The sequence below is a fragment of the Cupriavidus sp. WKF15 genome (assembly GCF_029278605.1).
In the GTDB taxonomy this organism is placed as follows: Bacteria; Pseudomonadota; Gammaproteobacteria; order Burkholderiales; family Burkholderiaceae; genus Cupriavidus.
The window spans coordinates 637,577-662,954 of the sequence record NZ_CP119572.1 but is presented as its reverse complement, the minus strand read 5'-3'; the positions used below and the strand labels follow the sequence as shown (position 1 = coordinate 662,954).

Here is a 25,378-nt window from a genome sequence, read left to right as displayed (position 1 = left end):
TCTCTCCTTAGCAGGCCAAGGCCTCTTCTTCGCGCCGCGTCATCAGGCAGGCCGCGACGATGTCGTCTTCGAGGTTGAGCGTGAACTGGCCTTCCTTGTCGATGATGAGCTTGAGGAAGTCCAGCACGTTGCGGGCATAGAGCGCCGAGGCGTCGGCCGCGACCATGCTGGCGAGGTTGGTGTGCCCGACCAGAATCACGCCATGGCGCTCGACCACTTCGTCGGCCACGGTCAGCGGACAGTTGCCGCCCTGCGCGGCGGCCAGGTCGACCACTACCGAACCAGGCTTCATTTGCTGCACGGTCGCTTCCTGCAGCAGCACCGGCGCCTTGCGGCCCGGGATCAGCGCGGTGGTGATGATGATGTCGGCCTGCTTGGCGCGCTCGTGGACCAGTTCGGCCTGGCGGCGCATCCAGTCCGGCGGCATCGGGCGGGCATAGCCGCCTACGCCCTGCGCGATCTCGCGCTCTTCGTCGGTGATAAACGGCACGTCCAGGAACTTGCCGCCGAGCGATTCGATCTGCTCCTTCACGGCCGGGCGCACGTCCGAGGCCTCGATCACCGCGCCCAGGCGCTTGGCCGTGGCGATGGCCTGCAGGCCGGCCACGCCGGCGCCGAGGATCAGCACGCGCGCGGCCTTGACGGTGCCTGCGGCGGTCATCAGCATCGGCATAAAGCGCTGGTAGTGGTGCGCGGCCACCAGCACGGCCTTGTAGCCGGCGATATTGGCCTGCGAGGAGAGCACGTCCATGCTCTGCGCGCGCGTGGTGCGCGGTACGGCTTCGAGCGCGAAGGCGGTGATGCCCGCAGCGAACATGCGCGCCTTGTTTTCAGTGTCGAAGGGATTGAGCATGCCCGCCAGCACGGCGCCGCGCCGGATTCGCGGCAGTTCCTCGACGTCGGGCGCGTGCACCTTAAGGACGAGGTCAGCACCCAGCGCTTGGGCGGCGGTGCCGATGCGGGCGCCCGCGGCTTCGTAGGCATTATCAGGCTGGCTGGCGCGCACGCCGGCGCCGGCCTGTACGATCACCTGGTGGCCCTGTGCGACATATTTCTTGACCGTTTCCGGGGTGGCGGCAACACGCGCCTCCCCCGGCCGGATCTCAGTCGGGATCCCTATCTGCATTGTCCAGTCTCCGATTGGCCCGGCCGGTCCCGCTGCGGGAACCCGGGCAGGTGGTCACATGCCAGCGCCCGAGCCAGCACGCGTTGTCATGCCATGGCGCGCTCAGACCGACACTTCGCCTTCGAGGGTGACGCGGTTCAGCACGCGCACGGCGTTGCCGTAGTCGTGCACGGGGTAGTGCATGGTGCAACGGTTGTCCCACATCAACAGCGCCTTCCTGCCACATGTGGCGGTAGACGATGTCGGGCGAGGTCGAGTGCTCGTACAGGAAGTCGAGCAGCGGACGGTTTTCGGCTTTGGTCATGCCTTCGATGCACTGCGCCCTGTGCAGGCGGCCGACATAAAGCGCCTTGCGGTTCGTTTCCCGGTCCGTGTGCGCGATCAAGTGAATCGCCGAGTGCACCTTGTCGTTGCCCGTCATCTTGGCTAGGCGGCCACCGCTGAAGCGGGCTCGCAGGCCCTCGATCATGCGTTGCATGGCGATCTACACCCCGGCGCCGCAAGATCCCGATCTTGTTACCTGTACCTGCCAGTGCAGACCTGCTGTAAGCCCCGCTGTGCATCAAGCGGTCGACAGCAGCCGCATCGTTAATCCAGATCTCGTCCACGCTGTCGTACTGCGGAGCTAGGCAGGGCACAGGTAACACGGTGTTCTGGACGTAGCGGCGCACGCCCGGCAGGCCTGCCGCCAACGGCGAGTGCAGGGACGCCTGGAGGTCCACATCGGCGCGCCGCTTGCACAGGAAGATGAGGTGAATCATGACGTGGCAGGTCCGTTGGTCATGGAGGGGGCGCGCTCCAGCGCATCGAGAATGCGCGCGAAACGTGCTTCCACGCGCGGCCGCATGCGCGTCGGCGTGAAGATGTAGAACTCGCCAGAACCGATCGCCTCCAGCGTCTGGCTGGCCACCAACTCCGGGGCTGCGCCTGCGGCAACACTGGCCTTGAACTGTTCGCTCGTATGACTTGAGCGTTCGGCGATGGGGGTCTTCACCGGGCCCGGGCAAAGTACCGAAACTCCGATGCCAGTGCCGCGGAGCTCCTGTTCGAGGGCTTCGGAAAGGGCCAGCACGCTGTATTTCGTGGCCGCGTAGGCACCCATCGGAAACGCGTGGTTCACCCAGAAGCCAGCGCCTGACGCCGTGTTGACGAAATGGGCTGGCTCGGCGTGGCGGCGCAGCAGCGGCAGGAAATGACGGATGCCATGAACTACGCCGAACACGTTGACTCCGAACACGCGCATCCAGTCCTGCTCGGATAGCGACGCCAGTTCGCCACTCATATCGATGCCAGCATTATTGAAGACAAGATGGACACGACCCAGCTTTGCTTCGAATTCCACTGCCGCGTCACGCACGTCCGCATCGGACGACACGTCGAGGACGCGCGTGCAGACGCGCCTGCCGGTCGGTGCGAGCCGGGCGCGCGCTGCTTCGAGCCCCCGCGCGTCGATGTCGGCAAGCGCGAGATCAGCACCGCGCGCCGCCAGTGCCTTGGCAAGTGCCAGGCCGATGCCCGACGCGGCGCCGGTAATGATTGCCGCCTTGCCCCGGAAATCGTGCAGGCGAGGCCGGGCGCCGCGATCGGCCTTACCGGTTGTGTCTTGCGAGTCGTGACTGTTGAGATCTGGGTGGATCATGGACGTTGGCATGTAAGGGTAGCCACACTCAGCCGATGATGGGTTCCGGCGACAAGCGCACGAGCTGCTTGCCAATGTTCTTGCCCGTGAACAGGCGGTTCAGGGCGGCAGGCGCCTGCTCGATGCCGTCGACAATGTCGACCCGGTATTTGAGCAGCCCGTCCCTGATCCATTGCGCCATGACTTCCAGGGCTTCCGGAAATCTCGAACGGTAGTCGGCGATGAGGAATCCCTCGATCCGGGCCCGTTTCATGATGACGTTGCGGAACATCTTCGGGCTCCACCAGTCACCACTTGCGTTATAGGTCGAGATCATGCCGCAAAGCGCGATGCGTGCGCCCGGATTGATGAGCGCCAGCACGGCGTCCATGGTGTCCCCGCCTACGTTCTCAAAATCGACGTCGATGCCGTTCGGGCAGGCCGTGCGAAGCCTGGCAAGCAGGTTGTCGCCCTTGTAGTCGATGCAAGCATCCAGGCCGAACTCTTCTGTGACGAGCCGACATTTTTCCTGCCCGCCTGCAATGCCCACAACGCGGCATCCGAGTATCTTGCCGATCTGGCCGGCGATCGAGCCGACGCCGCCCGCAGCGGCCGACACCACGATGGTGTCGCCGGCTTTCGGCCTGGCAATATCGAGCATGCCGAAGTAGGCGGTCATGCCGGAGTTGCCCATTGCGCTCGCGAATGCGTGCAGGGGCAGCCCGTACTCCACCGGGACGCGCCTGGCGGTCTTCGTCACCGAGTACTCTTCCCAGGCCATGCCACCTTCGACGATGTCGCCGGGCCTGAAGTCCGGATGGCGGGACTCGACGACCATCCCCATGGTGACGCCTCGCATCACCTCGCCCAGTGCCACCGGCGCCATGTACTGGTCGATTTCGCTCATCCAGACACGGTTGGTCGGCGCCACCATGAGGTAGATGTTGCGCACCAGGATCTCGCCGTCTTGCGGCTCTGCGATCGGGGCTTCAACAAGCTGAAGGTCGTCGTCGCCGATATCGCCGAGGGGACGCTGCTTGAGGATCCAGCGCCGGTTCATTTGCTTCATACGTGCTTCTCCAGAAATTGCGACCGGCGCCGCGCTGCCGGTCACCACAATGCGGCCGTACGCTCAGTCTTCGAGCGCACCGTAAACAACGTTGCGCAGCAGGGCCCGGTAGCCGACGCGTGTCGCGGGGTCGTTTGCCTGCAGCATCAGGATGGCGACCAATTGCTCCTTTGGGTCTGCCCAGAAATAGGTCCCAAGCGCGCCGCCCCAGTAAAAATCGCCGACCGAACCTGGCACCGGGCACAAGCCCAGCTCGGTGCGCACACCCACGGCCAGGCCGTGACCCTGACCCAGTTCAGGCAACGGCGCGTTGAGGCCAAGCCCTCTCGTTCTACTGCCGTAGTCCACGGTCGGGGGCAGGTGGCTGCTCAGCATCAGCTCGACGCTCTTTCGTGAGAGCAGGCGTACGCCATCGAGCACACCGCCATTCAGCAGCATCTGGCAGAAGCGCGCGTAGTCGCCGGCCGTAGACAGCAGGCCGGCACCGCCGGAGTGCCACCGGGGCGGATTGCTCTCGTCATAGTCGAACACCGGGTTGGGCGCGCCGGAATCGCAGAACGGCAACGCCAGGCCCGCACCGTCCTGCCGGACCAGCCGGAAGTCGGTCGCATGCATACGCAGCGGTCGCGTCACGCGCTCGGCCACGAAGCGGTCGAGATCCATGCCGGAGACGATCTCAATGACGCGGCCAAGCACGTCGGTGGACATGCCATACTCGAATACCGCACCTGGCTGGCATTGCAGTGGGATGGCCGCGAGCTTGGCGACCATCTCGGCGTTGGTCTGTCCGGGGTCCATTAATCTGTTTTCGCGATACTGGCGCTTCACCAGCGAATCGCCAAACTGCCCGTAGGTCAGGCCGGACGTGTGCCGGAACAGGTCGTGCACAGTCATGGCGCGGCGCACGGGCTCGAGCGCAAGGCGGCTCTCGCCAGTTTTTCCATCGACCGACTCGACGCCGACCTGCAGGCGGGCGAACTCGGGAATGTAACGTTCGACCGGATCATTCAGGGCTAGTCGGCCTTCTTCCAACAACGTCAGCGCCGCCACGCCGACGACCGGCCGGGTTAGCGCGGCAATGCGGAAGACCGAATGACGCTGCATCGGACGAGACGGCGCATCCGCCTGCTCGAATCCAATAGCTTCGAACCAGGCAATCCGTCCGCTACGCGCCACCAGTACCACAGCCCCTGGGATCTTGCGCCGGTCGACATCGGCGTTGAGCAACGACGAGAAAGCCTGCAGATGCCGCGTGGAAAGTCCCACCTCTTCGGGCGTGTCCGCATGGTCCAAGGGGTAGGTTGTAAGATGCAATGCAGGCTCCTTCATATCTCGATGGGATAGCACCCGGGAATCAGGTATTCAGCGATTGGCGCGGTGCCCCGTGCTGCGAGGGGCTTTGTACCAACTCTAAGCAAATGAGCGGCATAGTGCAGCGGTTGTCCCACATCGCGACATCGCCTTCCTGCCACATATGGCGGCACACGTTGTCGGGGCTGTTCAAGTGCTCGTACAGGAAGTCGAGCAGCAGGCGGCTCTCCGCCCCGGTCATGCCTTCGACGCCATTGGGCGGTATCCGGGTGGCCGACATAGAGCGCCTTGCGACCCATCTCCTGATTTGGATGGTCATGTTGACTTTAGGAGCTCTATACGAAGCATTAGTCGAGGGTCAACACGATCTTGCCGACGTGTTGGTCCTGGTTCATATAGGCATGCGCGGCGTGGATGTCCGTCATGGCAAAGGTGCGGTCGATCGGCAGGCGGATGCGTCCGGCGCGCAGGAAGGGGAGCATGTCGCGGGCGCAGGCCTGGATGCAGTCGAGGCGCTCCTGCGCCGAGCGCGTGCGGAAGGTGACCCCGATTAGGTGCAGGCGCTTCATCCATAGATGGGTCAGGTCGATCTGGGCGGTGGGAGCGCCAAGACGCGCGATGTTGACCAGCCGGCCCTGCACGGCGAGGCTCTTCAGGTTGGCCTCGAAGACCGGGCCGCCAACGGTGTCGATGATGATGTCGACGCCGCGCCCGTCCGTCGCGCGCATGATGGTCTCGACCTGGTCGTCACGGGACGAATCAATGGCCACGTCGATGCCATACTGGCTGATCTTGTCCAGCTTCGCAGCCGAGCGCGACTGAGCGAACACCGGCTTGGCGCCCATCAGCGAGGCGATCTGGATGGCCGCCATCGCCACGCCGCCCGAGGCGCCATTGACCAGCACCGACTCGCCGCCCTTGAGCCGGCCGTTGACCACCAGTGCGTCATGTGCGGTGATGAATACGTTGGGGAAGGCAGCGGCCTCAATCCAGGACAGGTCGACAGGAATCGGCATAAGTGCCATGGGGTCGGCCAGGACGAACTCGGCCTGGCAGCGGCGCCCGCGCCCCATCACGCGGTCGCCCTCGTGCCAGCCGGTCACGCCGTCGCCAACCACAGCGATCTCCCCGGCGAACTCGACACCGGTGGTGATGGTGTTGCCAGTACGCAGTTCCTTCGCCTGGATGACCTCGCCCCGGTTCAGCCCGGCGGCATGCACACGCACCAGTACCTGGCCGGGCCCGGCTACGGGCGCGGGGATATCCTCGATGACGACTTGCCCGCCATCCGGGCTTGAAATCACTCGCACTGCCTTCACGTCGTTCTCCTTGTTCGGTGGAGTGTGTTTGGGTGGTCGCCGCCCCGCAGGGCGGCGGGGGGCCGGCAGATCAAATTGAAACGTCATATGTCGTGCGAACTCACGCAACCTGCTTAAGTTCGAAGACTGCGCGGCTCGAAAGCTGTGCCACCGCATCATTCCATTTGGAATCCACTGCCTTGAAAATGCACTCCTTTACGTGACCGTATCCCCAAATCCTCTCGGCAATCGAAGCCGCACGCAGTACCGCTGCATAGTTGCGGGCGTTCCCTTGCGTGATGATCTCTTCCACAGCGCGGCCCCGGGTTCGACGTCAGTGAAGCGACCAGGCTTCACGCCGTGAAGGGGATCGGTTCCTGTAGCGGAATGCGCCTTCGCATGCTGTGGAAAAGCGCTGGGGCAATCTTACGGGAGGGCATAAATTAGTTCTGTCATAAAGACGACAGAAGCCCCCGCCCGCTCCGCAGATCCGCCGCGCACGCCAGCCAGTCCCGCACCGCCAATGCGCAAGCCTAAGTCTTCGACGCCGGATGCCGCCGCCGATACTTCGAGCAGCCGGTAGACAGCACTCGCCGAGACCGGCTTATTGCCGGCGTCCAGGCAGCTTCTGGGCAGCCCGACTTCGGCCAGGATCCGATGTGGATCCAGTCCCACCGAGCGGGCAACCTCGGTATAACCAGTCATGCGGGGCACTGCGGACTAAACGGCCCATAGTCCCTCCTTGCGCGGGCAGTGGCTGCAAGGCTTTTGCAGCCGTCGGTTATCGCTGGACCTGTATCTCTGCCCGGCCTGGCCTCAGGCGCGGCGCATCAGGCTGAAGCTCTGGGAGCTCAGGCCCCGATCCGGCACGCTGGCCAGGAACAGTGCAAGGGATGGCAGCGTGTGCAGCATGGTAGGCGCCGATCAAATTGAAATCGATGGTCTTACGCCAAAGCGCAGGGTCGCTGTCGGCGATCTTGCTCTGTCCCAATGCGACACTCGCACTGCCGACGACAATACCCACGCCACAAAAGGCTTCGCCGGCCTGACAGAAGAGATTCGTGCCCGACGCATAGTTCACTAAGTGCGGCATTCATGGCCCGCCCGCCGCCTCGATGAGCGCGGCGGTCTCGCGGATATCGGCTTCACGTCGGGCGCTGCACACCACGGTGGCACCGAGCCAGCGCAATGGCACGCCCGATGCCACGACCCGCCCCCGTGATGACCTCGACTTTGTCCTGAAGCAATCTTGCCTGTACATGGCTCACTGTGACTCTCCTATAACGTTGCAGCCAGTCATGAAAAGTTGGTCACTAGGATGCCGGCAACTTCTACGCGTCCCACCATCGACGACGATCAACTCACCACCGCAAAGTTCCTGACACCGTAGGACAGCGCACGCATTGGTTCTGTCAAAAAGACAAACATCTCGCGCTCTCTCCTGAAGACCGGAAGGCCCCGTCCCCGCATGTCACAGCGAAGCCACATGCGTGGCAGCTTCCGATTACTGTCACAAATATGACAGACACGCTCTGGGGCGCGACATATCCTCCGCTCATTACGACAGAGGCGCCTCCCACTTGCCCTGGCGACAGCGCTCCCCAGTCGAGTCAATTTCAGATTTCTCATTGGATCATGAAGAAACTCAACGCAATCCTGCACGCAATTGAACAGCTTGCCGACGGCATTCTGGGTTTCGAATTCCGTCCGACAGATGGTCAGGAATGGCCCATGCCCACCGCGGGCGCGCACGTTGACGTGCACCTGCCAAATGGCCTTGTGCGGAGCTATTCCCTGACCAATCGACCGGGCGATTCAAAGCGCTACCTGATTGCCGTCAATCGGGAAGCCTCGGGTACCGGTGGCTCACGATATATGCACGACTTGCTCAGAGTCGGCCAAAAGGTCCAGCTGTCCGAGCCTCGCAATAACTTTCCGCTTAGTGAATCGGGTGCTCCCTCTGTTTTCATCGCTGGTGGCATTGGCATCACGCCCATCTGGAGCATGGTGCAGCGTCTTTCAGAGATCGGCGCACCCTGGTGCGTGCACTACTCAGCACGAACAAGAGAGGGGGCCGCATTTGTGGATGAGTTCCTCCTGCTTGCATCCCGGTCGGGAGGAACTGTTCATTTGAATTTTGATGGTGGCATGAAGGAAAAGATGCTGGACTTGCAGGCCATCGTCGAGTCCAGCTCGCCGGACTGCGACTTCTACTGCTGCGGACCGGTTCCCATGCTCCGGTCTTTTACCGAAGCCTGCAAAGATCTGGACCAGGACAAAGTGCACCTCGAATACTTTGCCGCCCCCATTGCGCCAGCAGCAGAGGGCTGCGCAAACGACACCTTCAGCGTCGTTCTGTCGAAGTCCGACAAGGTTGTGGAAGTCGGGCCGGACAGCACCATCCTCGAGGCATTACTCGCTGCCGGCGTGGATGCACCTTACTCATGTATGGGCGGCGTGTGCCGGGCCTGCGAAACCGGGGTGATCGCCGGCACTCCGGACCATCGCGACTTTGTCCTCTCGGACGCCGAAAAGCTGGCCGGGGACAAGATCATTATCTGCTGCTCGCGCGCCAAGTCCCAGGACCTGGTGCTCGACCTGTAAGCGAGAGCGAGCGCATGGACACGCCGGTCCTCAAGCACATCATTGGATCGGGGAGTCCAACACACAGTATCGCTGTGTCGTCATCAACGCCGTACGCTCCGTCATTGCACCCCTCCTGTAGTCCTCGGCAACCAGATTCAGCAGCCTCCCGGACGCGTTCACACCGATCCGTCGCAGGAGTCTGCCTGCATAGCATCGCGTCCGTTATGGGCGCACGAATTGTCTCGGCGAAAAGGCCGGGGCGAAACCCCAATGACTTCCCAAAAAAATGAAAGGGACGAGGAGGAACTTGAATATGAGGATAAAACAAGTTGTCGCTGCTTCACTGCTGGCGTGCGCTGGTACCGCTTGGGCGGAGTCGAGCGTCACGGTGTATGGGGTAGCAGATGTGCCGGTTGAATTTGTCAATCATATGGCAATTGGCGCTCCGACAATCAACCCCACGACTGGCGTAATCACGCAGCAGGCTGGCGGCAACAGGTTCTCCTTGGCCAGCAGTGGCGGCTTGTCGGGGTCCCGCTTTGGACTGCGGGGGACAGAAGACCTGGGCACAGGCCTGAAGGCTCTGTTTGTACTGGAAAGCGGCTTCGGACTGGATACCGGGGCGCTTCAGCAAGGGGGGCGTCTTTTCGGTCGTCAGGCATTCGTCGGTGTGCAGAGTGACAGCGTCGGCAAGCTTACCTTCGGCCGCCAGTATTCCTCCATGTTTGATATGTTCGCCCACGCCTCGCCGCTTAGCTACGGATCAATGTATGAGCCGGTATTCCTTCAACTTGGCCCTAACGGTCGCGCTGATAACACAGTCAAGTACACCGGTGTATTCGGCGGCCTCACCGCAGTTGCCCACTACAGTTTTGGCGTAGGCGTGGCTGCTCTGGGCGTCACACCGCTAGCGAACGGAGGTGCCGGCGAGGTGCCGGGTCACTTTCGTGACAACACGGCCTATGGCGGGGGCCTGATGTACAGCTCGAATGGGCTCGGCTTGTCCCTCGCCTATGACCAGTGGAACGCCGCGGTAACGGCCGGCAGCCCAGGGACAGCGAAAAAGGCTGGCATCGCGGCAAGCTATGTCGTGGGCCCGGCCAAATTCGTGGCCGGCTACCGCTGGGGAAATGGCAAGAGCAATACCGACGCCACGCTTCTACGCGATGATTATTATTGGGTGGGGATAAACTACCAGGCCACCTCTGCCCTCGGTCTTACGCTCGCTTACTACTATGACGACCTGAAGACGCTGCGTGTCAGCTCGGTGGCTCCGTCGACCAATCCGGCCAATCCCTGGCAAATCAGCTTCGTAGCGGACTACAGCCTTTCCAAGCGCACGGATGTCTACCTGACCACCGCCTATGCCAAGAACTCCGGACTGAATTTCGACTCCTCGGCGAACGGCTTCGCCAGCAGCTACTTCCTGGCAAGCGGTAACACCAACCAGTTTGGCGCCGCCATCGGCATCCGTCATAAGTTCTGAGGTCCTTCGCCAGTCCGGCAGGCACCGCGCAATCGGCTACTCGGGCAGCATTGGGCCCGAGTAGCTCCTCCCCCTACTCCCACAGCCGACGCACCTTCGTGCAGGTGCGCGTCATCCCGCCTCTGCTGGGCACTCCATTGAGCCCGAGTACCCATTAGGCAAGTCCCCGTAAAAAACCCTGGCTGCAAGTTCAGTCCGACAGGAGCGCCGCAATCTCGCTCTCGGCGTAGCGAGCCACTCCCCGCGCGTACTGATCTCGCCGGTTCTGATACGCAACGCTCATAACGATCAGCCCAGCCCTCGTCCTCGACTGCAGTCTCCAATGCCACGCGCAGCCGCCTGCCCAGCAGCCTGGCCTTAGGCGAACGGATGGTGGCGAAACCAGCCAAGGGGTCCCCGGTCAATGGCTGTTCGCCCACGCTGGCCTTGCATTGACGGCTATCGGTAAACTCGTCACACCGTAGTCGGCATAGCCGGTCGGCCGCCTCAAACAGGTCCTGTCTGATTGCAGGCAGTTCAAGCGATTTTCATCTCGGAGTTGTCATCAAGACAACATCGCCGGGGGCGCAGGGTCGTCGGGTTGCCAGGCGCCACGCCGCGAGGGCAAAAAAAATGGCCGCCAGCGGTGTTTCCGCTGGCGGCCAAGTCCGGGTGATTCCCCCGGGCGCGGAGCCAAGTGCTATCCCTTGAATACCCCTCAGGAACTGGATCTCGATCCCGCCGCTGTACGCCACTGGCCCATGAGGCTATCCAGGCGCGGCAGGGCCGTCGCGAGGTGGCGCTCCTTCACGTGACCAAAGCCCCGGATTTCATCGGGCAGGTTCGCAATCTCGACAGCGACGGACAGGTTGTTCTTGCCAAGTGCCGCCAGGACTTCTTCGATCGTGGCCTGATAGCGGGTGATCAGCGCCCTCTCCATCTTGCGTTCGGCGGTGTAGCCGAACAGATCCAGCGGCGTGCCGCGCAAGCTCCTCATCCGCGCCAGCGCCTTCATTGCCGTGCGAACCCAGGGACCATACGCGCGCTTCACCAGTTCGCCTTTCGCGTTGCGCCGGGACAGCAGCGGCGGTGCCATGTGGTGGACCACGCGGTACTCGCCTTCGAAAGTCTGCGCAATCTGGTCAAGGAAGGCGCGGCCCGTGTGCAGCCTGGCGACTTCGTACTCGTCCTTGTAGGCCATCAGCTTGAAGAGATTGCGTGCGACCGCTTCACTCAGTCGCGTGCCGGCATTCAAGGACGCCTCGGCGTGCCGCACCTTCGCCACAAAGACGCGATAGCGGTCTGCGTACGCGGCATTCTGGTAGTCGGTCAGGAACTTGGCACGCGTGTCGACCAGGGCGTCAAGCGACGGCTTCCTGGTGAACGTGATCGTCTGGGCCGCCGTGTCGCCCGATTGCGCCCAGGCCGGGTCATGCGCGCAGCGCCGGCCCAGTTCAAATGCGGCCTTGTTTTCCTTCACCTTGACGCCGTTCATTTCCACAGCGCGCAGGATCGCCTCGCGTGGGAGCGGAATGCGGCCGCTTTGCCAGGCGTGGCCGAGCAGCAGCATGTTCGTGTACACCGACGAACCCAGCATGCGCGTGGCAATCGATTCCGCATCGAAGGCCGCCACTGCTTCCTTTCCGACGACGGACTCGAGCATCTGCTGGCATTCCGCATGGGGCGACTGCCAGTCGGGATTGCGCACGAAGGCCGCAGTCGGCGTTGCATGCGTGTTGAGTACCACAAAGCTGCGCGACGGGGCCAGCGTGGTCAGCGAAGTCTTGTGTCCGGCAACGATGGCATCGCACCCGATGAGCAGGTCCGCGTTTGCCATGGCAACGCATGCCCCATGGATCGCGTCCGGTTCGTCTGCGATCTGTACGTGGCTCCATGTCGCGCCCCCCATCTGGGCCATGCCGGTCGTATCCTGCGTGACGACGCCCTTGCCTTCCAGGTGCGCGGCCATGCCGAGCACCTGCCCGATGGTCACCACACCGGTGCCACCCACGCCGGCAATGAGGATGCCCCATGCACTCCGGGCAAGCGGCAGCGTCGGCTCAGGCAACGAGACCGGCGAGGCTTTGGCGCTGGCAGGCTTAGTGGGCTGCTTGAGGCTGCCGCCTTCGATCGTCACGAAGCTTGGGCAGAATCCATTGACGCAAGACAGGTCCTTGTTGCAGGTGCTCTGGTTAACCTGCCGCTTGCGGCCCAGCTCGGTCTCGCGCGGCTGTACTGCCACGCAGTTGCTTTGCTTCGAGCAATCGCCACAGCCTTCGCAAACGAGGTCATTGATGAAGACATGCTGCGTCGCGTCGGCACGGGTTCCGCGCTTGCGTTCGCGTCGCTTCTTGGTGGCGCACACCTGGTCGTAGATTAGCGCGGTCACGCCTTCCACTTCGCGCAGCTCACGCTGCACGGCGTCGAGCTCGCTACGGTGGTGGACCTTGACCCCGGGCGCGAGCCGCGTGGCATTTGCGTAGTTTTCCGGCGCATCGGTCACGACGTCGATGCGGCGCACCCCTTCCGCCTCAAGCTCGCGCGTCATCGAGGCGACGTCGAGACCACCGTCGATCGGCTGGCCACCGGTCATGGCGACGGCACTGTTGAAGAGGATCTTGTAGGTAATGTTCGCCTTGGCCGATACCGCCTGCCGGATGGCGAGGAAGCCGGAATGGTTATAGGTGCCATCGCCAAGGTTGGCGAACATGTGGCGGCGCGTACTGAACGGTGCCTGGCCGATCCACGGAGCGCCTTCTCCGCCCATCTGCGCCCAGGCGGTGGCGCGGTCCATCCACGCAGCCATGCCGTGGCAGCCGATGCCGGCCATCGCCTGCGAGCCCTCGGGCACATTGGTGCTGGTGTTGTGGGGGCAGCCAGGGCAGAACCAGGGCTGACGCTGCGCACCTGTGCCCTGCGGGACATTCAGCGCGCTTTCCTTCGCGGCGATGATCGCCAGCCGGACATCCATGCGCGCCGCAATGTCGGCCGGAACACCCAGTTGTTTCAGGCGGCGGGCAATGGCCTTGGCGATCAAGGCGGGGGTCAGGTCAGCGGGCGCGCGCAGCAGCCAATCCTGGTGCGCGTGGCTATGGCGCCATTCGCCACCCACATCGCCATCTCCGCTGGCAAGGTCAAACTTGCCGGCAACGCGGGGGCGAAGGTTGGGCGGGCAGTGATAGAGCTCGTCCTTGACCTGTGACTCGATGATGGGACGCTTTTCCTCGACCACAAGCACTTCACGCAGGCCCAGGGCGAATTCACGCAGGCCTTGCGGCTCGAGCGGCCATGGCACATTGACCTTGTGGAGGCGCAGGCCGATTTGCCGGCAGGTGGCATCATCGAGGCCAAGGTCCAGCAACGCCCGTCGGACGTCGGCAAAGGCCTTGCCAGAAGCAATGATCCCCACGCGGTCCGCGCGGCCTTCGATGACATTGTGATTGAGGCGGTTGGCCCGCACGTAGGCAAGCGCGGCGGGCCACTTCGCTTGCATCAGCCGCGCTTCCTGCTCCAGCGGATCGTCGGGCCAGCGGATGTGGATGCCGCCGTCCGGCATGCGAAAGTCTTCCGGTAGCGCGATCCGGACGCGCAGCGGATCGAGGTCGACCGAGGTGGCCGACTCCACCACTTCCTGGACGGTCTTCATGCCAGTCCAGATGCCCGCGAACCGGCTCATCGCAAATGCGTGCAACCCGAGATCGAGGATGTCCTGTACGTACGCCGGCGCGATCACGGGGATCCCTGCCGCGATGAACGTCTGGTCGCTCTGGTGGGCCAGCGTGCTGCTCTTGGAGACGTGATCGTCACCGGCCACCGCCATGACGCCGCCCAGCGCCGCCGTCCCGCTCAGGTTGGCATGCTTGAGGGCGTCCAGGCTACGGTCCACGCCCGGCCCCTTGCCATACCAGATGCCGAACACCCCGTCGAACTTGCTATGCTTGGCGTCATAGCTCAGTTGCTGCGTGCCCCACACCGCGTCCGCGGCGAGCTCCTCGTTCAGCCCGGGCTGGAAGACAATGTCGTGGGCCTTGAGCTCGACGCTGGCATTCCACAGCGCCTGATCATAGGTGCCCAGCGGCGACCCGCGATAGCCGGAAATAAAGCCCGCGGTGCGCCGGCCCGCCAGGGCATCGCGCTTTTGCTGCAGGAGCGGCAGGCGTACGAGTGCCTGCACGCCATTGAAAAAGGTGAAGGAGCTGGTTTCCCCAGATTGCCGGGTGTCTTCTGCAGACGGGGAGATATCGCGCACAGGTGTAGATGTCAGGACGCTCATTGCAATTCGTGTCGTCGTTAGGATCGATCAGGCGTGAGCGTCCGCTGCCACATGCACGCATGCGGCGGACAGTACGCCGAACTCGCCGGGTAATTTATGTTTGTGGGGTCGCGAGGCACCTGCCATCGCGGAGATACCACAGGAACACCCCCTCAGGGGCATGTTCCCGTGGCATCAGCCAGGCGGATCCGACTCAGCCCAGCGGCCACTCCATGGCGCCGGAGTGAGTCACTGCGCCGCGGCTGGAAGGGCCGACAAGCCGGACATACTTCTCGGTGACGCCTGCCAGGCGCACCGGCCGTTCGACGGGCTTCCATTCGGCGCGGCGACGCCGCAATTCCGCCTCTTCAACGAGCAATTCGATCTCTCCCGTACCAGCATCAATGCGGATACGATCCCCGCTCTTCACCAGTGCCAACGGACCACCTTGAGAGGCCTCGGGGGAAACGTGTCCCACGCACAGCCCGCGCGTGCCACCCGAGAAGCGACCGTCGGTCACCAGGGCCACGGACTGTCCCCGGCCCTGACCAACGATGGCCGAGGTCACCGACAGCATCTCCCGCATTCCTGGGCCGCCGTGTGGACCCTCGTTGCGGACGACCAGGACGTCGCCTTCATCGTAGGCCAATTGCTTGACCGCGGCGAGTGCATCATCCTCGCTTTCGAAGACCCTGGCCGGCCCTTCAATCGACAGCTTGGTCAGGCCGGCGATCTTGATAATGGCGCCATCTGGCGCCAGATTCCCGGTGAGCACTACCAGTCCACCACTTTCACGGAACGGCTGCAGGTGACTCCGCACGATGGTGCCATCCGGGTCCGCTACATCTTGAAGTGCCTCCTCAAGCGTGCGGCCATCCAGGGTCGGTACATCGCCATGCAGGTAGCCGCCCTTCAGCAGCGCCTTGAGCACCACGGGCACGCCGCCAATCCGATGCAGATCGTAGGGTACATGCGGCCCGCCGGGCATCAGGCTGGCCAATGTCGGCGTGCGGCGCAGGATCTCTTGCATATCGCGCAGACCAAAGGCAATGCCCGCTTCATGCGCGATCGCCGGCAGGTGCAAGCTCGCATTGGTCGATCCACCTGTCGCGGCAACGACCGCCACCGCATTTTCCAGACCCTTTCGTGTCACCAGATCGCGGGGCAATGGTCCTCCACCACTCTTGACGTTCCGCATCAGTTGCTCGGAGGCCCTGCGAGCCACGGCCTGACGAACAGAGAACGCAGCGGGAATGCTTGTAGATCCGAGCGGAGTGAAGCCAAGCACTTCCGCTATGCTTCCGGCAGTACCGGAAGAGAATTGCCCTGGGCACGCGCCACTCGTCGTCACGATATCGGTGCCCATCTGCTCCAGTTCTTGCGCGGTCATTTCACCAGCGTGAACCTTGCCCACACCTTCGAACATGCGTAGCGGGTTGACCTGCTCACCCTTGTGCCAGCCCACCAGCATCTGCCCACCGTGGAGGAGCAGGCTGGGCACGTTCAGGCGAACCATGGCCATGAGAAGGCCAGGAAGGGTCTTGTCGCAAGCACCGATACCAACCAGGGCGTCGTAGCCTTGCGCACGAACTACCACCTCCACGGAATCGGCGATGACTTCACGTGACATCAGGCTGTAACGCATGCCATCGTGCTGCTGCGCCAGGACATCCGAGACGGAAATCGTGGAGAACTCCCGGGCGGTACCGCCACCGACTTCAACGCCCAGTTTCGCGGCCTGGATCTGTGGCAGCAGTGACTGCGAGCAGGGACTTACCTCCCCGAATGTGTGCGCCACTGCTACAAAGGGTTGGTCGATGGCGGCATCGTCCAGTCCGGTCGCGCGCAGTTGCCATCGATGTGGAGCACGTTCCAGGCCGTGCTTCACAAGCCTTGAACGCTGCGAGGAATCAAAGTCCTCGCCACCGTGCTTTTCATCACTCAATTCATCGGGCTGCATCATGCTACTGCCTTGAATGTCATTCAATTTATGGAACGGGGAAACGGAGACACCATGTTAAAAGCCAACAATGCCACCCCGAAGTCATCTATCTGACAGTTCGCGCGTTTTTACCGGTTCTCTATCAGATGAAGCGTGTGCCGGGTCACGTCCGGTTGTGGCTGCCCCCTCGACCCGGCTAATCCAATGCCGATGCTTTCGGTCGTCCCGAGGAGAAAAAGCTGGCTAGGTTCTCGAGAAACAACTCGCCCATCGCCTGGCGCGTCTCCTCGGTAGCGCTGGCGACATGCGGCAGCAGTACTACATTGTCGAGCCCGAACAAGGCCTCCGGCACGTGTGGCTCGTTCGCGAACACATCCAGGCCGGCGCCGGCGATGCGACCGCTCTGCAGCGCGTCGATGAGGGCCGCGTCGTCGACCACGGTGCCACGCGCGATGTTGATGAGATAGCCCTTCTGGCCAAGCGCATCGAGCACACCGGCGTTGACGAGATGCTCCGTCTCCGGCCCGCCTGCGGTGGCAATCACCAGGAAGTCGGCCCACTCCGCAAGCTCCACGAGGGATGCCAAGTACTGGTAGGGAACATCGGTCACCGGTCGGCGGCTGTGATAGCGCACCGACATGTCGAAGCCGGTGCCGCGCCGGGCAATCACGCGTCCGATACGGCCCATGCCGACCAGGCCGATCCGCTTGCCACTGACCCGCGTGGAGAGCGGGAACGGACGGTTCGGCCATTCTCCTTTCCGGACGAAGCGGTCACCCGCGCTGATACGGCGCGCCACGTCCATCAGTAGTGCGAACGCCGTGTCCGCGACGCAGTCGTTGAGCCCGTCGGGGGTGTACCCAACGGCGATACCACGCTTGCGTGCGGCCTCGAGGTCGATCTTGTCCAAGCCCACACCCAGGCTCGAGATCACCCCCAGTGACGGCAGCGCGACCATCAAGGCTTCGCTGACGCCGCTGATCGCGCTGGTTGTCAGCGCCGTGAACTCGCCCCCACGCTCGGCGAGAAAGTCCTGTGGATCGGTCTCGGCCCACAACGGGTGGACGTCGTAGGCCTGAGCCAGCCTGGATTCGAGTGCAGGCGGCAACCGGCCGTGCTGAAGCAGCTTTGGTCTCATGGCAACGCTGAAATCCTGTGGAGGTGAAAATCAAGGCCGGCCGGATACCAGCCATGAGGGGACAGTCTGCGCACCGGGGTGCGGACTGCCGGTGTGGCTCAGGTGTTGGGCAGCACGGTGGAGCCGGCATCGCCGAAACCGATCTTGCGGAAGCCATCGGCCTTGCAGTACGCGCGGACAATCAGGGTATCGCCGTCTTCCACGAAGCCGCGGCGTTCGCCCGTCGGCATGTCGACCTCTGCCTGGCCGCCCAGCGTGAGCTCGAACATGCAGCCGGATTCTTCGCGTGCAGGGCCAGAGATGGTTCCCGTGCCGATCAGGTCGCCCTGCTCAAGGTTGCAGCCCGCCGACGTCTGATGAGCGACGAGCTGGGAGACAGTCCAGTACATGTCGCGCGTGTTGCTGAGGGAAAGCGATACGGGGCTGAAACCGCTTGCTTCGCCCTTTTCTGTCTGGAGCAGTACCTCGACATGCACATCGAGCGCACCGCGCTCCCGGTTCTGCGCCGAGTCCAGGTTCGGCAAGGGATCGGGATAGGGAGCCGAACGCACCGACGCGCGGCGGAATGGTTCGAGGGCTTCCATGGTCACGACCCACGGTGAAACCGTCGTGTCGAAGCTCTTCGACAGGAACGGACCGAGCGGCAGGCGTTCCCAAAACATGATATCCCGCGCCGTCCAGTCGTTCAGGACGGTCAGGCCGAAGATGGCCTCCTCAGCCTCATCAAGGCTCAAGGCCTTGCCGAAATCGGTGGTCTTGGCGATATAGATGCCCAGTTCGGCCTCGTAATCCATCTTTTCCGACGGGCCAAACACCGGCTTGCCATCCTTGAAATGCCCGAGCTGGCCCTTCGGACGCAGAAAGCCGTGCCCGTGCGGCCTAATGGTGGAAGGACGGTGGTGGTAGGCAATGGGGCTCCAAACCAGATTCGGGTCAAGCTCGGGGTTCTCGGGACGCGCAATCTTCGTGACCTTGGAGACGTGATGCAGCGACGCCGCGTAGTCCGAGAAGTTGCCGATCTTCGCGGGCAAGCCGAACTCGGCGTCGCGGATTGGAGTCAGGCATGCATTGATGGCGGTCACGTACTGGCTGTCATCCCGCAGGATGCGCGAAAGGCCCAGGCGCAAGGCGGACCAGTGCGACGGACCCAGGTCCATCAATGCATTCATGGAAGGCTCGCCGCACGCTCTGGCCGCTTCGCGCGCACTGCCATCGAACAGTTCCTGAACCGCCGCAATGTCGAGAACCTGATCGCCGATACCCGTGCCAACGCGAAATGGCTCATTGGCACCCCTGCGGCGGAATATAGCAAGCGGCAGGTTCTGAATCGGGAACTCCGTGGCTGGATCGTTCGCCGAGCTCACAAAAGACCTGAGGTCCGGGCCATGCGTTTCGTTAAGGCGCATCGCGCCAGCGCGATCATTAGATTGCGTATGTTTTTCCACGATTGAAATTCCAGAGATTTATCGAAGCGGTCTATCCATGTTCAGGGCGCAATGCCCCCCGGATCGCCACCGACCGAATTATTGAAGAGGCACTTTCGCCAGCCGAACGGCATCGCGCCACCTGGTCACCTGGCCTTCCATCAGGCGTTGGGCATCTGCCGGCTTCGTGCCCGCTGCTGGTGTGGCACCGCGACCGCGCAGCGCCTCCTGGACGTCACGCTGGCTCAGCGCCTGGTTCACTGCATTGTTCAGCTTGGCGATCACGGCAGGAGGCGTTCCGGCTGGTGTGGCGATCATGCTCAGGGTCGTCATTTCCGCGTTCGGGACGCCCGACTCCGCCAGGGTGGGGACATTCGGCAGGTCACTGTTTCTCTGGCTTCCCGCAGTGGCCAGGGCACGCACCTCGCCACCTTTGACCTGCGGCAGCATACCGGGGAGCAGCTCGAATGCTGCGTCAACCTCTCCGGATCGGACCGCCACTGTTAGCTTTGAGATTGAACCGTAAGGAACGATCAGGAAGTTTCCCTGTATCGAAGCTTTCAGCAATTCAGCGCCCAGATGCTGAATGCCGCCAACCGTGTCGCCAACGCCCACGGTCACCTGACCTGGCTTGGCCTTGACGGCCGCGACCAGATCCGCAACCGTCTTCAGCGGCGATTTTCGATCCACAACGAGGGCCAGATCGGTGAAGCCGATAAGCGCTACGGGAGTCAGATCCTTCGTCAGGTTATAGGGACGTGTCTTGAACAGGGATTCAGCGATGGCAGCCTTCGTTCCATAGACGAGAAGCGTATAGCCGTCCGGGTTCGCGTGAATGACTCGCCTCGTGGCCACAATGCCACCCGCTGCCGGCATATTTTCGACCACGACCGGAACACCAAGGAGAACGCCGAGCTTCTGGCCGACAATGCGCGCCGGCAGATCTGCTGCTCCGCCTGCCGCTGCCTGCACAACGAGGGTAATTGGCTTTTCCGGGAATTCGCCAGCTGAGGCGGTTCCGGCGCCGATGACAGCGGACACCAGCACGGTGGAAAGAAAACTTAGGAATCGTCTTCTATACGGGGGCACGTTGAGACCTCTTTAGATTAGTTTCGTACAGCCAATGAGTAGCTGCGCCTTCATGTTAGCCATCGAACTGCATGTTGCGACGCACGACAATGGGGGGGCCACCGTGGCTACGCTTGACGATCCATTGCGCAAGCGCGGCGTCGAGATAGTCCGCATGTGCGGGAAACCACCGAGCCAGTTCGGCGGCGAGCCGGCGTGCCACCTCAAGCGCCCCGCCACTCCGCAGTAGCGCCTGAACCTCTCGCACCGAAGCCACGACGGCTTCGTGCTCCTTGACATGGCAGTCCATGCTTGGGAATCCGCTCGTCTGCATCCACATCTCCTCTTGCAAAAAATGCGCCTCTGCATGCCTTTCGAACAGGTCCAGGCAGCGTGCTACGTCCTCGTCGGCGCAGGTGAGCATCTCATTGACGATCTCGACGAACTCCTCATGTGTGTCGTCCATGGCTGCCAGGCCCAGCTTCAGTTTGTCGTTCCATGCCAACGTTACTTCGTGGGCTTTTGCGTGTGCGAATGTCATGTGCTTGGTCGCCTGAAGGAGTGGGCCGCCGGGCCCGGGCCGCAAAAGCCCGGGCGTGCGAGCCAGTCGTCTGAATGCCTTGTCCGCCGCGGGATCGCACGGATTCCCGGATTATTTGGTTTCCATTGCCGCAAGGAACGCCTCGCGGGCAGCCGCGCGCTCTTCCCGGAGAACCCGATTGTGAAAATCCTTGGGATCCGTATCCGAAGAGATGAGCTCCGCAGTGCCTCGCATATCGGCGTACGGAATCCCGCTACCATCGCCTCGCGGCCCAAGACCCAGCGCCGGGCCGCCATTCTCGAACGCTTCCAGCCCCCGGAAGAACTGTTGACGCATCCGGGCGATCACGAGATCGCTGGCGCCAAGATTTTCCTTGGTTCGGTCGACCATCGGGACGCTGTCCGACACGGCCGCATCCTCTGCGCGCAGATGCTTGAATCCGGACCAGTGCCCTTGGGCCATGGCTTCGCGATCCTGGTCATAGTTCTCTTTGGTCCGGTCAAAGACATTGGCAAGGAAATCGTCAGGGTCCTCGAAGAACAACTCCTCCATGCCTTCGGCCTTTGCCTGCTCCACCCAATAGTCCTGCGTGTGGTTCAGATCCCATTCCATGCGCCAAAATGCAGCGCGCCGGTTATTGATCGGGACCATGTACAGGAGGCGTCCTTCCTCTTCCCGGGTGGCGCCATTGAGCACTGTGAATGGTGCCACGAATTCCGTCACCCGAAGCGAGACCGTGCCGTCGCCCCTATCACGCAGGGCATAGCCTTGAAGGCCATACGGCGTTTCCACAACTGAAAGCTTTGGCGTGTTGATACCAGCAGCCTGCTTGATGTTTGGGGCCTGGGTGGCTGCGCCGCTGGCGTGCAGGAGACCTATGTGAGAGGAGTCCAGCAAGGTCTCGAGGTTCTGCGTCCAGTTGGAATGGCAATAACCAACCCGCGCGCGGCGGTACTCGGGTGGGGCCTTGAAGTACTCGTAATCCGGGAAAACAGGCGGCTCGCCTTCGCCGAGGTACACCCAGCATACGCCGCCCGCTTCGCGCACAGGATAGGTCTTCACCTTGACGGTCTTGCAGAAGTTCGGATTGGCCTCGGAAGGCGTCTCCACACACTTGCCGCTGACATCGAACTTCCAGCCGTGGAAGATGCAGGTCAATGCGTTGTCGCCGCTGCGTGCCAACACAAGGGAAGCGCCACGATGAGGACACTGCTCGTCAAGGAATCCAAGCGTGCCATCCGCCGCTCGGAACGAGATGTAGGTCTCGCCCAGCAGTTCAACCTTTCTGGACTTGCCATTGGCCTCCAACGCCTCGGCACGTAGGTACGGCAACCAGTACCGTTTGGCCATTGAATGGAGAGCAGCCCCGGGTTCGACTTCGGTGAAGCGGATGTTATCTTCCTTCGAAAGCATAGTCTTTCCTCGATTTAACTCAGATTAGCCGGACCGCCTTTCCTTTAGCGCCGCGTGGCGTACGCGGCTCTCTGCCAGCGAGGTGCCGGAAGCAATGGAGAATGAGGGTTCCCTCCCGCGCGAGAATGGGTTCCGGTGCCGGAACCTGCTTTCTCTGGCCGTGGAAAAGCGATGGGGCAATCTTAGGGAAGGACACCAATTAGTTCTGTCATAAAGGCGACAGATCCCCCGTTCCCGAGCAGGGATTACCTGGAGGACACGCACTGCGGAGCCGGGAACTCAGCGCGTGATGGATGTACGTTGCGCCAGAGCGTCACGCACTGGGCCGCACGCCTGCGCAGAGCTTCTGCAAGCGATAGTCCCGTTGGGAGGCGGTTTCGAAGGGAATAGCCAGCCCTGACTCTGGCTAAGGGGTCTATCCGGGGCGGTCCGTCGCGCACGCCGGGAAATCGGTATGCCAGCGTCGAGGCGATCAGCTGGCAGCAATCCTGGCGAGGCGATCCGGGTCCAGGATAGTCAAGCTAGAACGCCCGAGGCAGATAATGCCATCTTTCTCGAGTTGCTTCAGGTGAGGATTAAGGTGTTGCCGGCTGACTCCCAGCCAATCGGCAATGTCGCCTTGTGACAGCTTCACATCGAGCACGATTTTCTCGCCGCGCCGCAGCCCATACAGGGTTGCCATTGTTTGCAGTGCCCATGCGAGCCGTATCGGCAATGGCACGCCCGGATCCAGGGTCACACGGCTATATTTGATCCTGGTACGGGGAGCCAGTTGACGCAACAATGCCAGGCAAAGTTGCGGCTGGTCCTGCATTTCCCGCATGATTGCCGCATTGGGAATCGCCAAGAGTACCGTCGGGACGCGAGCAATATGGTCGACTATGTGCTCGCCGCCGTCCATCAGGGATATTATGCCGCTGCAATCGCCCTGTCTCAGAAACCCGAATAGGTGTCGATGGCCTGATACGTAGGTGGCGCTGTGCTCCAACTCTCCTCTGACCACAAGCAGGAAATTTGTAGCGTGGGTGCCTCTCCGCACGACATACTCGCCTGCAGCGTAGGTGCGCAGAGTACCGGCGTCAAGTATCCTGTCGATCACATCTACCGGGCAATCGTGGAATGTGCGTCCCAACATGGCACGTGCAAGCAACTTGCTTGTGTGCTCATCTGCAAAGACAGGATCGTTGCTGGTCATGGGATCGTTCATTCTGTGAGTAGCAACCCGCCTTTGTTCCTTGACGTTGGGCGATTTGGCACTTGCTTTTTGTATCCTAGCATTGTTCGCTGTTCGCGCTCAGCGCGCCTCCGCCCATGCGATGGACACGCCGGTAGTGTCTGCACGACCTGGCCCCTTGTTCCCTTGTATCACCGTGGTACCGATAAAGTGACCCCGCTGGTTTGTGGAACTAGAGAATCGACTTGAGGTGGCCCCGGATGTACCCGCGCAGCCTGGCTAGCCTGCAGGCACTGCACGGCGCTGATGTCCGTTGTTCCTGGAAAGCCGCCGTAGGGTTGGCGGACTCGAATGGCCCAAATGGGTCGATATGTAAACCTCTGCAGAGCAGAGATTTTTTTGGTTGGCGATCGCGGCTACTGACGCGTGACCAGGCCGGTCTGGTCAGCCTGCGATCGGTAATCAAAAAAATGTTTGTGCTAAACCGCTCCGCAGGCGCTGGCGTTTATGGGCATTGAATGATCGTCACGGTGATTTGCGTTACCCGGGGCGTGGCCATGGCACGCCGGAAGCGGGCGGTCTGACCGAGCCGGTCGCGCGAAGATCGGGAGAATAGGGTTAGTAGGCAGATAGTGCTCTGTTTCGCGGCATTTTGATGGTGTGATGACGCAAAAGCATGAGTGGATTCGCATTGGCCGTGGGGAAAGACCAACGTACTCGGGGTGGTGGTGATGCTGGTCAGTGTCCATGGCTGGGGTCTGGCGGACCACGCGGAAGGACGCCAGGCATACCGCCTTCGATGCGGACCATGTGGCCCTTGCCGCAGACGGGGCAATCGCGCAGTGACTTGCCGGTGAGCCGCTGGTAACAGTCACGGTAATCTTCAGCAATGGGGGGGGACGCAGCGGCGGGCGGCTCGACACCGAGCAGCCGCCGGCAGGTGGCCAGGCGCGCCGCCAGGTGGCAGTTCGCGAGCCACCCGTAGCTGCGGATGCGCTTAAAACCGTCGGGCAGCACATGCAGCAGGAAGCGGCGGATGAACTCGTCGGCCGTGAGCGTCATGGTCTTGTGGCGGGCTTCGTGACGGTAGTCCTTCCACTGGAACAGGACCGAATCGCCATCAAATCGCAGCAACCGGTTATTCGAGATGGCGACGCGATGCGTGTAGCGACCCAGGTAATCGAGCACCTGTGCAGCGCCACCAAACGGTGGTTTCGCGTAGACGACCCACTCCGCGCGGGCAGCGGGCGCGAGCCAGGCGGCAAACGATGGCGGGTCACGCAACGGCTCGAGCTGGCCATAAAAACGCAGCGCGCCGGCGGCGAACGCGCGACGCAGCCGGTCGAGAAAGAGTCGCCGGAAGAGCCGCGAGAGGACCCGCACGGGCAGGAAGAAGCCTGGTCGACAGGCGATCCAGTGCTCGCGGTCCGGTGCAATGCCGCCGCCCGGTATCACGCAGTGCACGTGCGGATGGTGCAGCAGATTCTGCCCCCACGTGTGCAGGACCGAGAGGAAGCCGATCTCCGCGCCCAGGTGCTTCGGGTCGGCGGCGATCGTGTGCAGCGTTTCCGCGCTGGTGCGAAACAGGATGTCATAGAGCACCTTCTTGTTCTGGTACGCGAGCGCGGCGACGGGCTCGGGCAGCGTGAAGACGACGTGGAAGTATTCGATTGAAGGGAGCAGCTCGGCGCGCCGGCGTTCGAGCCATTGCGCGCGGGCGAGCGACTGGCACTTCGGACAGCAGCGATGGCGACACGAGTCGTAGGCAATGCGCTGATGTCCGCAGGCATCGCACTGCTCGACATGACCGCCGAGCGCGGCGGTGCGGCATAGCTCGATGGCGCTCATCGCACGGCGCTGGGCACGACTGAGAGAATCGGCATGGGTCTGCCGGTAGTGAGGGCCGCAGCGGCGGAAGATATCCGCCACCTCGAGCGCCGGCCGCATCGCAGG

19 protein-coding genes and 2 pseudogenes are annotated in these 25,378 nt (G+C 62.5%); 2 read left to right on the top strand and 19 right to left on the bottom strand.

All coding sequences use genetic code 11. The features are described 5' to 3' along the window. Positions 1–7: 7 nt before the first annotated feature. The 10 genes and pseudogenes from CupriaWKF_RS03130 to CupriaWKF_RS03085 all read right to left on the bottom strand — a co-directional run bounded on the left by CupriaWKF_RS03130 (position 8) and on the right by CupriaWKF_RS03085 (position 7,683). Complete coding sequence (locus CupriaWKF_RS03130; RefSeq protein WP_276099580.1) at positions 8–1,126, bottom strand: Re/Si-specific NAD(P)(+) transhydrogenase subunit alpha; 1,119 nt, start codon at positions 1,124–1,126, stop codon at positions 8–10. A 102-nt stretch (positions 1,127–1,228) separates the two neighbouring features. Next, positions 1,229–1,607 (bottom strand): annotated as a pseudogene (locus CupriaWKF_RS03125) (TauD/TfdA family dioxygenase); the annotation flags it as partial. A 276-nt stretch (positions 1,608–1,883) separates the two neighbouring features. Next, positions 1,884–2,765, bottom strand: a complete 882-nt coding sequence (locus CupriaWKF_RS03120; RefSeq protein WP_276099579.1) for an SDR family NAD(P)-dependent oxidoreductase — start codon at positions 2,763–2,765, stop codon at positions 1,884–1,886. A gap of 28 nt (positions 2,766–2,793) precedes the next feature. After that, positions 2,794–3,813: an NADP-dependent oxidoreductase gene (locus tag CupriaWKF_RS03115; RefSeq protein ID WP_276100651.1), complete on the bottom strand. Its 1,020-nt coding sequence runs from the start codon at positions 3,811–3,813 to the stop codon at positions 2,794–2,796. 63 nt (positions 3,814–3,876) lie between these two features. Next, on the bottom strand, positions 3,877–5,142 hold the full coding sequence (locus CupriaWKF_RS03110; RefSeq protein ID WP_276099578.1) for a serine hydrolase domain-containing protein: 1,266 nt from the start codon (positions 5,140–5,142) through the stop codon (positions 3,877–3,879). Positions 5,143–5,239: 97 nt separating this feature from the next. Beyond that, a pseudogene (locus CupriaWKF_RS03105) lies at positions 5,240–5,438 on the bottom strand (TauD/TfdA family dioxygenase); the annotation flags it as partial. Between the two features lie 33 nt (positions 5,439–5,471). Beyond that, positions 5,472–6,443 (bottom strand): zinc-binding dehydrogenase, encoded by a 972-nt coding sequence (locus CupriaWKF_RS03100; RefSeq protein WP_276099577.1) that lies wholly within the window; start codon positions 6,441–6,443, stop codon positions 5,472–5,474. 100 nt (positions 6,444–6,543) lie between these two features. After that, complete coding sequence (locus CupriaWKF_RS03095) at positions 6,544–6,735, bottom strand: hypothetical protein (protein ID WP_276099576.1); 192 nt, start codon at positions 6,733–6,735, stop codon at positions 6,544–6,546. Positions 6,736–6,848: 113 nt separating this feature from the next. Beyond that, entirely contained in the window at positions 6,849–7,127 is a 279-nt protein-coding gene (locus CupriaWKF_RS03090) for an AraC family transcriptional regulator ligand-binding domain-containing protein (protein ID WP_276099575.1), read from the bottom strand. A 388-nt stretch (positions 7,128–7,515) separates the two neighbouring features. Then, a complete protein-coding gene (locus CupriaWKF_RS03085; RefSeq protein ID WP_276099574.1) occupies positions 7,516–7,683 on the bottom strand; it encodes a hypothetical protein in 168 nt (55 codons plus the stop codon). Positions 7,684–8,057: 374 nt separating this feature from the next. Here CupriaWKF_RS03085 and CupriaWKF_RS03080 point away from each other — a divergent pair, with 374 nt between their 5' ends. Together CupriaWKF_RS03080 and CupriaWKF_RS03075 are read left to right on the top strand one after the other, a co-directional pair. After that, a complete protein-coding gene (locus CupriaWKF_RS03080) occupies positions 8,058–9,026 on the top strand; it encodes a PDR/VanB family oxidoreductase (RefSeq protein ID WP_276099573.1) in 969 nt (322 codons plus the stop codon). A gap of 295 nt (positions 9,027–9,321) precedes the next feature. Continuing rightward, positions 9,322–10,494, top strand: a complete 1,173-nt coding sequence (locus CupriaWKF_RS03075) for a porin (RefSeq protein WP_276099572.1) — start codon at positions 9,322–9,324, stop codon at positions 10,492–10,494. A 697-nt stretch (positions 10,495–11,191) separates the two neighbouring features. Here CupriaWKF_RS03075 and CupriaWKF_RS03070 read toward each other — a convergent pair. The 9 genes from CupriaWKF_RS03070 to CupriaWKF_RS03030 all read right to left on the bottom strand — a co-directional run bounded on the left by CupriaWKF_RS03070 (position 11,192) and on the right by CupriaWKF_RS03030 (position 25,372). Further along, positions 11,192–14,746: an indolepyruvate ferredoxin oxidoreductase family protein gene (locus CupriaWKF_RS03070; protein ID WP_276099571.1), complete on the bottom strand. Its 3,555-nt coding sequence runs from the start codon at positions 14,744–14,746 to the stop codon at positions 11,192–11,194. A 193-nt stretch (positions 14,747–14,939) separates the two neighbouring features. Next, positions 14,940–16,685: a dihydroxy-acid dehydratase gene (locus CupriaWKF_RS03065; RefSeq protein ID WP_276100650.1), complete on the bottom strand. Its 1,746-nt coding sequence runs from the start codon at positions 16,683–16,685 to the stop codon at positions 14,940–14,942. Positions 16,686–16,863: 178 nt separating this feature from the next. Next, positions 16,864–17,805, bottom strand: coding sequence for a 2-hydroxyacid dehydrogenase (locus CupriaWKF_RS03060; RefSeq protein ID WP_276099570.1), 942 nt, complete (start codon positions 17,803–17,805; stop codon positions 16,864–16,866). 98 nt (positions 17,806–17,903) lie between these two features. Beyond that, positions 17,904–19,211, bottom strand: coding sequence for a fumarylacetoacetase (fahA, locus tag CupriaWKF_RS03055; RefSeq protein WP_276100649.1), 1,308 nt, complete (start codon positions 19,209–19,211; stop codon positions 17,904–17,906). 117 nt (positions 19,212–19,328) lie between these two features. Next, positions 19,329–20,270 (bottom strand): tripartite tricarboxylate transporter substrate binding protein, encoded by a 942-nt coding sequence (locus CupriaWKF_RS03050; protein ID WP_276099569.1) that lies wholly within the window; start codon positions 20,268–20,270, stop codon positions 19,329–19,331. 103 nt (positions 20,271–20,373) lie between these two features. Next, positions 20,374–20,838 (bottom strand): hemerythrin domain-containing protein, encoded by a 465-nt coding sequence (locus CupriaWKF_RS03045; RefSeq protein WP_276099568.1) that lies wholly within the window; start codon positions 20,836–20,838, stop codon positions 20,374–20,376. A gap of 111 nt (positions 20,839–20,949) precedes the next feature. Further along, the gene (locus tag CupriaWKF_RS03040; protein ID WP_276099567.1) at positions 20,950–22,251 is read right to left on the bottom strand and encodes a Rieske 2Fe-2S domain-containing protein; all 1,302 of its coding nucleotides are present in this window, start codon (positions 22,249–22,251) and stop codon (positions 20,950–20,952) included. Positions 22,252–22,723: 472 nt separating this feature from the next. Continuing rightward, a complete protein-coding gene (locus CupriaWKF_RS03035) occupies positions 22,724–23,446 on the bottom strand; it encodes a Crp/Fnr family transcriptional regulator (RefSeq protein ID WP_276099566.1) in 723 nt (240 codons plus the stop codon). Between the two features lie 717 nt (positions 23,447–24,163). Further along, positions 24,164–25,372, bottom strand: a complete 1,209-nt coding sequence (locus CupriaWKF_RS03030) for an IS91 family transposase (protein ID WP_276099565.1) — start codon at positions 25,370–25,372, stop codon at positions 24,164–24,166. Between the last annotated feature and the right edge of the window lie 6 nt (positions 25,373–25,378).